Below are 12,913 nucleotides of genomic sequence, written 5' to 3' on the forward strand. Positions count from 1 at the left end.
GCCACCCCTTCACGGTAGGCCCTGTCCGCAGGCGAAGGGAGGTACTGCTGGTACCCCCGTTGAGACCCGTCTGGTGTTGTGGATGAAGGGCGCCTACCTCCACCTGGTGTGGATGAAGGCGCCCTTCATCCACCTCACCAGACGGCGAGTTGCGGACACGACTTCCGGCTACCTGCTCAGGAACGTCACTTCTGGCGTGGTCCGGGACGCGTGCGGAAGCCTTGATGGCACAAGAAGAATGCGAGTGCACGGACTTCCGCGCGGACGCCGGGCCGCGGGCCGGGTCTGAAACAACCTCTGGGGGGGGAAACATGATCAGTGAGTGGATCGAACGCAGGCTGCCGGAGCTGCTCGCCGAACACGGAGTCGTTGGCGCGCAAGTAGCTGTGCTGCACAACGGCGAAATCGTCGACGCGGCAGCGGGTGTGCGCAACAAGGCCACGAACGAGCCGGTGACGAGCGACTCGCTGTTCCAGATCGGGTCGATCACGAAGGTGTGGACGGCGACGCTGGTCATGCAGCTGGTGAACGAGGGCCTGCTGGATCTCGACCGGCCGGTGCGGGACGTGCTGCCCGAGTTCCGGCTCGCGGACGAGCAGGCGGCGAAGGTCGTCACACCACGCCAGTTGCTCTGCCACACCGCCGGTTTCGAGGGCGACCTCAATTTCGACACGGGCTCCGATGACGACATGGTGGCGCGCTACGTCGAGAGGCTCGCGGACGCCGGCCAGGTGACCCCGCCGGGCGAGCTGTACTCGTACTGCAACAGCGGGTACGCGGTGCTCGGCCGGATCGTCGAAGTCCTGCGCGACAAGCCTTTCCGGGCCGTCCTGCGCGAGCGGCTGGTCGAGCCGCTCGGGCTGCGGAACGTCGCGGTGTCCCGTGCCGAGTACGACCGGTACGAGATGGCGGACGGCCACCTGAAAGGTGAGCCGGTGGCCGAGCACCTGTTCGAGTCGTGGGCGGCTGCAGGCTCGGTGCTCGCGATGCCCGCCCGTGAGCTGCTGGAGCTCGTGCGGCTGCACCTGAAGACCACCGAGTTCGACGCGATGCGCGAGAAGCAGGTCACGCATCCCGACTTCGGCACCGGCGAGTGGTGGTGGGGCCTCGGCTGGGAGCTGTCCAACTTCGAGGGTGGTGACGTGATCGGCCACACCGGCATGACCATCGGGTACGTGTCGGCGCTGCGGATCGTTCCGGCGGCAGGGGTCGCGGTGGCGGTGCTGGTGAACGGTGGCGACGAGGCGCGGCCGTTGTTCGGGGCGATCTTCGACCACCTGCTCGCCGAGCTGGCGGGTGTGCGCAAGCCGCAGCTGCCCGAGACACCGGCGCAGCCGAAGCCGGTGGATCACGCGAAGGTCGTCGGGGTCTACCGCTGCACCGCGCTCGACGTGCACGTCACGCCGGCCGAGAACGGCAGGGTGAAGGTGCGGCGGGAGGGGCGCGACCCGCTCACCGCGCCGCTGATCCCGACGGAGGAACGCGAGTTCGAGCACCTCACGGACGACGTGCTGATCGCCGTGGACCGGAGCTCGGTGCTGCCGCTGGGAGGCCGTGACGAGCAGGGTCGCGTCGGCTGGGTGCACTGGAGCCGTGCGGCGATGCGCGTCTAGACCGCGGGCTTGGCGTACTTGGCGAGGAACTGCACGACGTCGGGTGTCACCTTGCGGTAGAACCCGTCGTCGTGCCCGCCGGACTTCACGGTGCCGACCTCGGGCCGCACCTCGCGCATGAACTGCCGGGTGCCGTCGATGAACCGGTCGTGGTCGCCGATCCACACGCCCAGCGCGGTCGGGCCGGTCGCCTTCAGGTGCCGCAACGGGTCGAGTGAGGTCCACTCGCCCTCGTTCTTGAACGCCTTGCGCTTGGCCATCTCCGGCCACGTGGTGATCAGGCCGGGGGAGATGGCCGCGGCGGCCGCGATCGGGTCGCCGCGTTCGGCACGGCGGCGGGCGTAGAGCAACGCGCCGAAGCCGCCCATGGACACGCCCGTCACGGCGAAGGGCTCGCCGTAGCCGCGTTCCTTCAGCCAGCCGGGGAGCTCGTCGAGCAGCATGGTCATCGGGTCGTCGCCGGGGACGTTCTCGTGCCAGTAGTTGTCGCCGCCGTCGACCGCGACGAAGCCGAACGCGGGCACGGAGCCCTTCGCGACGGCCGAGGCCAGCACGTCGGCCAGGTCGCCGATGGCGGCGTGGCGGGCGTCGCCGTGCAGGCCGTGCAGCAGGATCGACATCGGCAGGCCGCGGGGGCCGGCGCCGGCCGGGAGGTAGAAGGCGAGGGTGACGTCGCGGTGGCGGGCGGCCGAGTACACGTGTTCGACGCGGATGGTCGGCTTGGCGCCCGGCACGCGGTTGATGTGGTCCGCGGTCGCGATCTGCTGCTGAGGGACCGCGGGGGACGACGACCCGTACGTCACGACGCCGGCGGCTGTCGCGATGATCACGCCGATGGCCGCGACGAGGCCGCGGCGGCCGAACTTCTGGTCCCCCATGCTCACCTCATCGCGTGGGCACCGTTCCTCGTTTCCTTCTCAGAGGACGGAACGCACGCGTAAGGCAGACAGTTCCTCACCCGAATAGCCCAGCCAGCGCAACACGTGATCATTGTGCGCGCCGAGGGCCGGTACCGCACCCGGTGACCACTCGAAACCGGCCACGGGCGGTGGCAGCATCCTGGCCGTTCCGCCGGGAACCTGCACGTCAACCCACGTGTCGAGCTGCGGGTGGGTGGGCAGGTCGGTGATCGGCCTGGTCAGCGCGGCAGGCACGTCGGCGGTGTCCAGAGCGGTCAGCAGCTCGGCCGCGGTGAGGTCGCAAAACGCCCGTTCGAGGATCTTTTGCAGCTCCGCGCGGTGCTCCACACGGGACGCCACTGTGGCGAACCTCTCCTCGTGCTCCAGCCCGATCAGCCCGCACAGACGTTGCCACTGGCCGTCGTTCTGCACGGCCAGGTGCACCGCGCCGTCCGCGCACGCCACCGGCCCGTACGGCGCGATGCTCGGGTGGTGCGCGCCCGAACGCGGGGCGGCGGCACCCGTTCCGGCGGCGTACAGCATCGGCTGGTGCATCCACTCGGCCATCGCCTCGAACAGCGACAGTCGCAACCGCGCTCCCCCGCCCGTGCGCGACCGCTGCAGCAACGCGGCCAGCACCGCCGCGTGCAGCTGCACTCCGGCCGCGATGTCCGCCACCGAGATCCCCGCGCGGGCCATCACGTCACCCTCGCCGGTCAGCGACACCAACCCCGCCTCCGACTGCACCAGCGCGTCGAACGCCTTGCGGTCCGCGTACGGGCCGTCCCAGCCGTAACCGGACAGCTCACCCACGATCAGCGTCGAGGGCAGCTCGAGCGCCAGACGCGACCACACGCGCGGCGACAGGTTGCACAGCAGCACGTCGGCACGCGCCACCAGCCGTTCCAGCACCTCACGGCCGTCCGGGTGGAAGATGTCCAGGGACACCGACTCCTTGCCGACGTTCGTCCACGCGAAGTACGACGACACCTCGCCGCACGCCGAGTCGTAGTGCCGGGCGAAGTCACCGACGCCGGGCCGTTCGACCTTGATGACGCGCGCCCCGAGATCGGCCAGCAGCCGCGTCGCGTACGGCACGGCGACGGCCTGCTCCAGGCTCACCACCACGACGCCGTCAAGCGGTCTCAAGCACGCGCTCCCCTCCGGCGTAGACGTTCATCGAGTCGCCGCGCAGGAAACCGACGAGCGTCATGCCCTGCTCCTCGGCCAGCTCCACGGCGAGCGACGACGGCGCCGACACCGCGGCGAGCACCGGAACCCCGGCCATCGCCGCCTTCTGCACCAGCTCGAACGACGCCCGTCCGGACACCATCAGCACCGCGCCGGTCAACGGCACCAGGTTCTGCAGCACCGCCCAGCCCAGCACCTTGTCGACGGCGTTGTGCCGGCCGACGTCCTCCCGCACCACCAGCAACTCGCCGTCGCGGAACAGCCCGGCCGCGTGCAGCCCGCCGGTGCTCTCGAACACCTTCTGCCGCTCCCGCAAGGCGTCCGGAAAGCCGGTCAGCGCCTCCGCGGTGACCTGAACCGGGTCGGCGGCGGGCGAGTAGCGGGTCTTGAGCTTCACCGCGTCCAGCGCGGCCTTGCCGCACACCCCGCACGACGACGTGGTGTAGAAGTTCCGCTCCACCCCGGTGTCCGGCGGCGGCACCCCGTCGGCCAGCGCGACGTCCAGCACGTTGTAGGTGTTCATCCCGTCCGGCCCGGTGCCCTCGCAGAACCGCGCGACCGAGACGTGCTCCGCCGAGCCGATCACGCCCTCGCTGAGCAGGAAGCCGTGCGCGAGCTCGACGTCCTGACCGGGCGTGCGCATCGTGACGGCCAGCGCCTTCCCGCCGACCCTCAGCTCCAGCGGTTCCTCGGCGGCCAGGGCGTCCACCCGGCGGCGCCGACCGTTCGGCGACACCCGCTCGACCGCCCGGCGCACCGTCACTCGGCCCATGTGCACATCTCCTTCGGACCGCTATGTTCCCCACCGACCAGGCTACGTGGGAGGGATCTCGGGGCATGGACGACGTCGTGATCGTGGGAGGCGGCCACAACGGTCTGGTGGCGGCCGCGTACCTCGCACGGGCCGGCAGGTCGGTCAGGGTGCTGGAGAAGCTGCCCCACGTCGGCGGCGCGGCCGTGAGCGCGTCGCCGTGGGAAGGTGTCGACGCGCGGCTCTCGCGGTTCTCCTACCTGGTGTCCCTGCTGCCCGACCGGATCGTGTCCGACCTCGGGCTGAACCTGGCGTTGCGGTCCCGGGCGGCTTCCTCGTACACCCCGAACGGCAAGTCGGGGCTGCTGGTCGAACGGTCGCCGGGCGAGGCGACGGTGGCGTCGTTCGAGGCCGTCTGCGGGTCGCTGGACGACTGGGAGCGGTGGCAGCGCTGGTACGCCGACCTGGAGCTGATGGCCCGCGCCCTGGCGCCGACCCTGCTGGAACCGCTCGTGTCGCGCGAACACCTGCGCGTGCACGTCGACGCGGTGGCGCGCGGCCGGTTGTGGGACCAGATCTTCGAACGGCCGATCGGTGCGACGTTGCAGGAGCTGTTCGACGACAACCTGGTGCGCGGTGTCGTCGCCACCGATGCGTTGATCGGCACGCACACGTCGCTGCATTCGTTGCGCGCCAACAAGTGCTTCCTCTACCACGTGATCGGCAACGGCAGCGGCGAGTGGAAGGTTCCGGTCGGCGGCATGGGCGCGGTGACCGCCGAGCTGGAACGGGCCGCCCGCGAGGCCGGTGCCGAGATCGTCACCGCTGCCGAGGTGACGTCGATCGAGTCGGACGGCAAGACCGCTTCGGTGTCCTTCAACGACACCACCGCCGAGTGCAGGTTCGTGCTGTCCACTGTGGCGCCATCGGTGCTGGGGCGGTTGCAGGGCAGGGAAGTTCAGGACACGCCCGGTTGCCAACTGAAGATCAACATGCTGTTGCGCCGGCTGCCGGAGCTGAAGTCCGGAGTGGACCCTCGGCTCGCGTTCGCCGGCACGTTCCACCTCGACGAGTCCTACGACCAGCTGGAGACCGCGTACCTGGAGAGCGCGGCCGGTCAGGTGCCGTCGGTGCTGCCGGGCGAGATGTACTGCCACTCGCTGACCGATCCGTCGGTCCTCGGGCCGTCGCTGGCGGGCCACGAGACGTTGACGTTGTTCGGGCTGCACCTGCCCGCGTCGTTGTTCGAGGGTCGCAACGACGAGCTGCGCGACGAGCTCGTCCGGCGCTACCTCGACCAGCTCAACGCCCACCTGGCCGACCCGATTCAGGACTGCCTGGCGCGCGACGCGAACGGCGAGCTGTGCATCGAGGCCCGCACACCACTGGACCTGGAGGAGGAGCTCGGACTGCCGGGTGGCAACATCTTCCACGGAGAGCTCGACTGGCCGTTCGCCGAGACCGACGACGAGGTCGGCAGGTGGGGCGTCGAGACCGACGTGGACAACGTCTTCGTGTGCGGCGCGGGCTCCCGGCGCGGCGGCGGGGTCAGCGGCATCGGCGGCCACAACGCGGCGCGGGCCGTTCTGGAACGCAGCTGAACATTTCGAAAGACCGCGATATTTTTGATGACAGGTGCCGTCATCTCTGGTTACAGTAGTGGGCGTGGGGGACTTCTACGGGATCGCGGAGATCGCCGACGCCATGGGCCTGAGCCGGCAGCTGGTGGCGGTGTGGCGCAAACGCCGCTCGCACGGCATTCCGGAGCCGGACGCGGAGCTCGCGTCCGGCCCGATCTGGCGCAGGGAGACCGTCGAGCCGTGGATCGAACGCACCCGCGGCCGACTGGGACTCGCGGGAGGGCGTGAGTCGGCCAGTCGCAGCCTGCGCCTGCGCGTGTGCCGCCGGGTGCTGAGGTTGGCGGCGCTGATGCTGGAGGAGCCGCAGCGGCCCCGGATCCTCAACGACGCCGCCGATCAGCTGCGCGACCTCATCCACGAGGTCGACCAGACCGCCGATGACGTGGTCGGCGCGCTGCTGCGCGAGCTCATCGAACCGGTTCGCGACCCCGACGTGCCCGCGGAGCTGCTGCGGGTGCCGGTCATCGAGTCGCTGCCGCTGGTGACCGCCGTCGCGCGTAACTCACCAGACTGGTGACCAGCGCTGTGACGAGCGCCCCGAGCGCGGCGATCGCCATGTCGGCCTGGGCGTCCCACATGTCGCCCTGCTGGCCGTTGTAGGCCTCGGCGACGTCCGGGGCGAGCGTCATGGCGACCGCCCACTCCAGCAGCTCGTAGGCCGCGCTGGTCGCCAGCACGGTCTCCAGCGAGCGCAACCACTTCTGCCGCAGGACCGCCGTCAGGCACACGCCGTACGTGAAGTGCACGAGCCGGTCGAAGTTGTTGCGCTGCCAGGAGAACACCTCCGACAGCCGCACCCCGAACACCGCGTCCGCCCAGTCGTCGTACGGCACGTACGAGTAGAGCCACCGTGCCGCGATCGTATGCAGGGCGAGGAACAGCAGCGCCCACGCCCACTGCGCGGTGTCCAAGCGCTTCCTGAGCAGCCACAGCGCGATGAGCGCCACGACCGTCAACGAGCTGTGCAGCGCCTGTTCGGCCGGCCACCGCGGGTTGATCCACGTCACCGCGACCAGTGCCCCGAACGCCCCCAGCAGCCACCGCTTCCCCCAAGTCATGTGCGCTTTATATCAGGATTTATATATCAAGGAACCTTGCTAAAGGTTTATTGATACGCGTACGGTGGTGACATGGCCGACGCTCGCATCACTGACCCCAAGGCGCTGCGCGCACTCTCACACCCCTTCCGGTGGAAGCTGATCCAGCTGCTCGCCGACGAGGGTCCGCGCACCGCCACCCAATGCTCCGAGAAGCTCGGGGAAAGCGTGGCGAGCTGCTCGTACCACCTGAACATGCTGGCCAAGTACGGGTTCGTCGCCGAGGTGGAGGGGCCGGGGCGGCAGAAGCCGTGGGAGATCGTCCACGGTCGGCAGATGATCGCGACTGAAGGGCTCGACCCAGAGGCCGCGCTGGCTGCCGAGGCTGCCGGGATGGCTTTCCTGGACCAGGAGTTCGAGGCGATCCGGCGTCGGCTGCGCCAGCGCGACAGGCTTGCGGGCGAGTGGCGGGAGCCGACCGGCACCCGCGGGTACACCAAGTTCCTCACCGCCGGCGAACTCGTCGAGTTCAGTGCCGAGTTGCTGGCGTTGCTGGAGAAGTACGACGAGCGCCGGGTCGATCCGTCGCTGCGACCGGAGGGTGCCCGCGCCGTGCGGTTCTTCCTGAGCACGACGATCGCGCCCGAATAGCACCGAATCTTTGGGGGTTTGCCGTGTTGTCACACGAACAGTCGTTTGCTATTGCGAAGATGAGGCAGGTCGAGTTGGAGGCCGACGCGGCCGCGCGGAGGCTCGTTCGCGCACCTGAGGAGCCTGAAGGCCGGGTCGGTGGAGGGTTGCTCGCGTCAGGTCGTCGCCGCTGGAGGCTGTTCGGTCGCGTGCGACCGGCGTAGCGTGTGCAGTCGCCGCCGCTGTAAAGGTTTTCACCCGCGTTTCAACCGGGGAGGACAAGCGTGTTGCGCAGACTCGGCATGGCGGTGACCGCAGCGCTGTTGGGCATCGCGGTGCTCGCAGAACCCGCTCAGGCGGCGGAGTTCAACGTCAAGAACTACGGCGCCGTCGGCAACGGCAGTGCCAACGACACGGCGGCGATCGACAAGGCGATCACGGCGGCGAACGCGGCGGGCGGAGGAACCGTGCGGTTCCCGTCCGGCACCTACCGCTCGCCGAACTCGATCCACATGAAGAGCAACGTGACGCTGCAGCTCGACGCGGGCGCCACGATCATGGGCGCGAGCGGCAGCGGCTACGACAAGCCCGAGCCCAACCCCAACGACAAGTACCAGGACTACGGGCACAGCCACTTCCACAACGCGATGATCTGGGGCGACCGGCTGACCAACATCGGCTTCGTCGGCGCCGGCACCATCGACGGCGGTGGCGCGCTGATCACCGGCAACCCCGGCAGCGGCAAGGCCGACAAGATCATCTCGTTGACGCGCTGCGAGAACCTCACCGTGAGCGGCATCAAGCTGCGGCGCGGCGGGCACTTCGCGATGCTGATCAACGGCTGCAAGAACGTCGTGTCCGACCACCTCACGGTCGACACCGCGAGTGACCGCGACGGGTGGAACATCATCAGCACCACCAACGTGACGATCACCAACGGCAGCTTCGCGGGCAACGACGACGCGCTGGTGTTCAAGAGCGACTACGCGCTCGGGCAGAAGCTGCCCAACGGCAACGTGAAGGTCTACGACACCAAGCTCAGCGCGGGGTGCTGCAACGCGTTGATGTTCGGCTCGGAGACGTGCGGTGACTTCACCGGCTACGACTTCCAGCGCATCGACATCAGAGGCGCCAACAAGTCCGGGCTCGGGCTCGTGTCGATGGACGGCGCGGTCATCTCCGACGTGCACTACAAGGACATCACCGTCACCAACGTGAAGTCGCCGATCATGATCAAGGTCGGGGCGCGAAAACGGTGCGGGAACAGTCCCGGCGTCGGCACGGTCAAGAACATCACCTACGACAACATCACGATCAACGGCGCCTCCGGCGGGTTCAGCCCCACCATCCACGGCGACCAGGACGGTCGCGTCACCGACGTGACGTTCCGCAACGTGAAGATCAACGTGCCCGGCGGCAGCGGCACCACGTCGACCAACCCGCCGAGCAACGACCGCACCAACTACAACCCGAACAGCATCGGCACCCGGCCCGCGTACGGCTGGTACATCCGCTACGCCGACCGCATCAAGTTCCTGAACGGCAGCGGGGTGTCGTTCACGAACAACGACGGCAGGCCCGCCGTGATCACCGACAACTCCAGCGACGTCACGTTCGACACGTTCAGCTTCGAGCGCGGCACGAACAGCCCGACCGACTTCCTCTTCCGCAACACCAACGGTTTCTGCGTGCGCAACTCCGGCTCACCGCGCATCCAGAACACCTCGTCGACCGAGAAGTGCGGGTCGGCTACAGCGTCGTAGTCAAACAGCGAGCGATGAAGGGCGCCTTCATCCACCTGACGTGGATGAAGGCGCCCTTCATCGCGCTAAGCCGCTTCCAGGCGCACGATCACCGACTTGGAGGTCGGCGTCCCCGAGATGTCCGCCTTGGAGTCCAACGGCACCAAGGGGTTCGCCTCGGGGAAGTACGTGGCCACGCACCCGTGCGCGGTCGGGTAGGACACGATCCGGAACGACTCGGCGCGGCGTTCCACAACGCCCGTCGGGTCGTCCTTCCACTCCGACACGATGTTCACCATCTGGCCGTCGGTGAACCCGAGCCGTGCGATGTCGTCGGGGTTCACGAACACCACGCGCCGCCCGTCCTTCACGCCGCGGTAGCGGTCGTCCAGGCCGTAGATCGTGGTGTTGTACTGGTCGTGGCTGCGCAGGGTCTGCATCAGCAGCCGGCCTTCCGGCACCTCGATCACCGTCATCGGCGACGTGGTGAAGTTCGCCTTGCCGGTCGCCGTGGCGAACTCCTGCGCGTCGCGCGGCGGGTGCGGCAGCACGAAACCGTCGGGCTGACGCACGCGCGTGTTGTAGTCGGTGCAGCCCGGCACGACACGTGCGATGTGCTCGCGGATGACGTCGTAGTCCTTCTCGAACTCCTCCCACTTCACCGGGTGCGCGGCGCCGAGCACCTTGCGGGCGAGGCGGCAGATGATCGAGACCTCGGACAGCAGCTGGTCCGACGCGGGCTTGAGCCGGCCGCGCGAGCGGTGCACGACCGACATCGAGTCCTCGACCGTCACGAACTGCTCGCCCGAGTGCTGCACGTCGCTCTCGGTGCGGCCCAGCGCGGGCAGGATCAAAGCGGTCTTGCCGTGGACGACGTGCGAGCGGTTGAGCTTCGTCGAGACGTGCACGGTCAGCGAGCACTGCTCCAGCGCCTTCTCGGTCACCGGGGTGTCCGGGGTGGCGCTGACGAAGTTGCCGCCCATCGCGATGAACACCTTGCCGCGGCCCTGGCGCATGGCGTTGATGGCGTCGACCGTGTCGTAGCCGTGCTTGCGCGGCACCGGGATGCCGAACTCGTTCTCCAGCGCCAGCAGGAACTTCTCCGGCATCTTCTCGTAGATGCCCATCGTCCGGTCGCCCTGCACGTTCGAGTGGCCGCGCACGGGGCAGAGGCCCGCGCCCGGCTTGCCGATCATGCCGCGCAGGAACATGACGTTCGTGACCTCGCGGATCGTCGGCACGCTGTGCTTGTGCTGCGTCAGGCCCATGGCCCAGCAGGCGATCGTGCGCTGCGAGTCGACGAACATGCCGGCCACGCGGGTGATCTGCTCGCGGGTCAGGCCCGTCGCGGTGAGCACGGCGTCCCAGTCGAGCTCGGCGAGGTGCTCGGCGTAGGCGTCGAAGCCGTGGGTCTTCGCGTCGACGAACTCCCGGTCGACCTTGTCCCACTGCAGCAGCAGGTGGCCGATCGCCTGGAACAGCGCCTGGTCGCCGCCGACGCGGATCTGCACGAACTCGTCGCACAGCGCGGTGCCGCGGCCGACGACGCCCGCGACGTTCTGCGGGTTCTTGAACCGCATCAGCCCGGCTTCCGGCAACGGGTTGACGGCGATGATCTTCGCGCCGTTCTTCTTCGCGTCCTCCAGCGCGCTGAGCATGCGCGGGTGGTTCGTGCCGGGGTTCTGGCCGATGACCACGATCAGGTCTGCGAGCTCGAAGTCCTTGATCGACACCGAGCCCTTGCCGATGCCGATGGTCTCGTTCAGCGCGGCACCGGACGACTCGTGGCACATGTTCGAGCAGTCCGGCAGGTTGTTGGTGCCGAACGAGCGGACCAGCAGCTGGTAGAGGAACGCGGCCTCGTTGCTGGTGCGGCCGGAGGTGTAGAAGATGGCCTCATCGGGCGACGACAGGGCGTTGAGCTCCTCGGCGACCAGCGTGAACGCGGCGTCCCAGCTGATCGGCGCGTAGTGCGTGGCGCCGGGCCTGAGCACCATCGGCTCGGTGAGCCTGCCCTGCTGGCCGAGCCAGTAGTCCGTCTTGGTCCGCAGGCTCTCGACCGGGTGCTCGGCGAAGAACTCCGGGCCGATCCGTCGTTTGGTGGCTTCCTCGGCGACCGCCTTGGCGCCGTTCTCGCAGAACTCCGCCATCTTGCGGTGGCCCTGCGGCTCCGGCCACGCGCAACCGGGGCAGTCGAAGCCTTCGCGCTGGTTGAGCAGGCGCAACGTCTTGACCGTCCGGCTGACACCCATCTGCTCGACCGCGCGGTCGAGCGACACGAGCACGCCGGGGATGCCCGCCGCCCATGTCTTGGGAGTGCTGACTTCGAGCGCGGACTCGTCGACGTCGTGCTGCGGGGGCTTGCTGCTCATGGCTTCATTCTTCGCTGATCGACGTCGGCGCCGCCAGCGCCCCCGAAGAACGCGGCGGCGTCGTCGTCACGGGCCCCAAGGGGTTGAACGGTCCGTGGCAGCAATTGTGATCGCCGTCACCTTCGCGCGGCACCTCTGAAAGAGTGATCACTTACAGCCACTGGTGGTGGGGATCGGGGTGTCCGCCGCGAACCACTCCTCCGGCTTGCGCCTGGCCTCCTCGGCGGTCGGCAGTTGCCGCTTCTCGGTGAACAGGGGAGCGAGGAAGCCCTGCTTCGACGCCTCGCACGCCATCGAGTAGACGAAACCGTTGCTCGCGACGGTCCAGACGCCGTCCTCGGTGAGCTGGTAGTCCGTGTCGGAGCGGACCAGCGCGACGATCTCGTACTGGTCGAAGATCGTCTTCTGGTAGCCGGGGTCGAAGGCGTAGGCGAACCGGTAGCTCGTGTGCACGAGCGGGCGGCCGTACTGGTCGCGGCCCGGCCACATGCGACCGTCGACCTTGATCCCGTTCGGCAGCAGCTTGTTGCCCTTCTTCAGCCGGGTCACCGCGGAGCCGTTGTCCGGGTTGTTCCGCCAGCTGTCCCGCAGCGTTGGGGCGAGCATCGACACGAACGGCTCCACGTCGTGGTCGACGAGCACCCTGGGGTCCAGGTGCCCGGCGACGAGAGCCTTGCGCGCCGCCTCGTAGCCGGCCGCGTACTCGGGGTTCTGGTCGGGCACGACGATGCTTCTCGCCGTCGGCCCACGGCTCGGCCGGCGTGCCCGCGAACGGGTGCTCGACGTCGACGCCCTGGTGTTGCGTCGTGATCGTGGGCACCAGCGCCCGGGGCAATGCCTCCTCGCTGAACGTCCCGGCCTCGTACAAGCCGATCAACACCGCGCCGACGGCGGCCAGCGCGATGGCGATGACGACCGTGCGGCCGTGCCGGTGCACGCGCGCCTGCCGCCGCTGCCTGCGGATCTCCCGCTTCGCCCGTCTGTTCGCGGCGCGCAGCCACGCCGCGTCGTTGAGGTCCGGGTGGTCCTCGATGCCGT

Annotated in this window: 11 protein-coding genes; 5 read left to right on the plus strand and 6 right to left on the minus strand. The window is 68.8% G+C overall.

Going from position 1 to position 12,913, the window contains the following annotated elements; all coding sequences use genetic code 11:
• The first annotated feature begins 311 nt into the window (after window positions 1–311).
• Window positions 312–1,613 carry a serine hydrolase domain-containing protein gene (locus tag ABZV40_RS32835; RefSeq protein ID WP_355450331.1) on the plus strand — a complete coding sequence of 434 codons (1,302 nt, stop codon included), beginning with the start codon at window positions 312–314 and terminating at the stop codon, window positions 1,611–1,613.
• Here the strand turns inward: ABZV40_RS32835 and ABZV40_RS32840 are convergent.
• The 3 genes from ABZV40_RS32840 to fdhD are packed head-to-tail and all read right to left on the minus strand — an operon-like array spanning window position 1,610 to window position 4,475.
• Entirely contained in the window at window positions 1,610–2,491 is an 882-nt protein-coding gene (locus ABZV40_RS32840) for an alpha/beta hydrolase-fold protein (RefSeq protein ID WP_355450334.1), read from the minus strand. The two genes, ABZV40_RS32835 and ABZV40_RS32840, sit on opposite strands and share 4 nt — an antisense overlap.
• Window positions 2,492–2,530: 39 nt before the next feature.
• Window positions 2,531–3,661: a CaiB/BaiF CoA-transferase family protein gene (locus ABZV40_RS32845; protein WP_355450337.1), complete on the minus strand. Its 1,131-nt coding sequence runs from the start codon at window positions 3,659–3,661 to the stop codon at window positions 2,531–2,533.
• Entirely contained in the window at window positions 3,648–4,475 is an 828-nt protein-coding gene (fdhD, locus tag ABZV40_RS32850) for a formate dehydrogenase accessory sulfurtransferase FdhD (protein ID WP_355450340.1), read from the minus strand. Before fdhD ends, ABZV40_RS32845 begins: the two co-directional genes overlap by 14 nt.
• 65 nt (window positions 4,476–4,540) lie before the next feature.
• Here fdhD and ABZV40_RS32855 point away from each other — a divergent pair, with 65 nt between their 5' ends.
• Together ABZV40_RS32855 and ABZV40_RS32860 are read left to right on the plus strand one after the other, a co-directional pair.
• Window positions 4,541–6,055, plus strand: coding sequence for an NAD(P)/FAD-dependent oxidoreductase (locus ABZV40_RS32855; protein WP_355450343.1), 1,515 nt, complete (start codon window positions 4,541–4,543; stop codon window positions 6,053–6,055).
• Between the two features lie 64 nt (window positions 6,056–6,119).
• Window positions 6,120–6,611 (plus strand): hypothetical protein, encoded by a 492-nt coding sequence (locus tag ABZV40_RS32860; protein WP_355450346.1) that lies wholly within the window; start codon window positions 6,120–6,122, stop codon window positions 6,609–6,611.
• Here ABZV40_RS32860 and ABZV40_RS32865 read toward each other — a convergent pair.
• Window positions 6,556–7,152: a DUF2238 domain-containing protein gene (locus tag ABZV40_RS32865; protein WP_355450349.1), complete on the minus strand. Its 597-nt coding sequence runs from the start codon at window positions 7,150–7,152 to the stop codon at window positions 6,556–6,558. The two genes, ABZV40_RS32860 and ABZV40_RS32865, sit on opposite strands and share 56 nt — an antisense overlap.
• A 72-nt stretch (window positions 7,153–7,224) precedes the next feature.
• Here ABZV40_RS32865 and ABZV40_RS32870 point away from each other — a divergent pair, with 72 nt between their 5' ends.
• Window positions 7,225–7,782, plus strand: a complete 558-nt coding sequence (locus ABZV40_RS32870; protein ID WP_355450352.1) for a helix-turn-helix domain-containing protein — start codon at window positions 7,225–7,227, stop codon at window positions 7,780–7,782.
• A gap of 263 nt (window positions 7,783–8,045) precedes the next feature.
• Window positions 8,046–9,524, plus strand: a complete 1,479-nt coding sequence (locus ABZV40_RS32875) for a glycosyl hydrolase family 28 protein (protein WP_355450355.1) — start codon at window positions 8,046–8,048, stop codon at window positions 9,522–9,524.
• 65 nt (window positions 9,525–9,589) lie between these two features.
• On the opposite strand, the gene ABZV40_RS32880 is transcribed toward ABZV40_RS32875, so the two are convergent.
• Both ABZV40_RS32880 and ABZV40_RS32885 read right to left on the minus strand, forming a co-directional pair.
• Window positions 9,590–11,875 carry an FdhF/YdeP family oxidoreductase gene (locus ABZV40_RS32880; protein ID WP_355450358.1) on the minus strand — a complete coding sequence of 762 codons (2,286 nt, stop codon included), beginning with the start codon at window positions 11,873–11,875 and terminating at the stop codon, window positions 9,590–9,592.
• A gap of 147 nt (window positions 11,876–12,022) precedes the next feature.
• Window positions 12,023–12,598, minus strand: coding sequence for a hypothetical protein (locus ABZV40_RS32885; protein WP_355450361.1), 576 nt, complete (start codon window positions 12,596–12,598; stop codon window positions 12,023–12,025).
• Window positions 12,599–12,913 lie beyond the last annotated feature (315 nt).

It is taken from the genome of Lentzea sp. NPDC004782 (genome assembly GCF_040609115.1).
Taxonomy (GTDB): domain Bacteria; phylum Actinomycetota; class Actinomycetes; order Mycobacteriales; family Pseudonocardiaceae; genus Lentzea.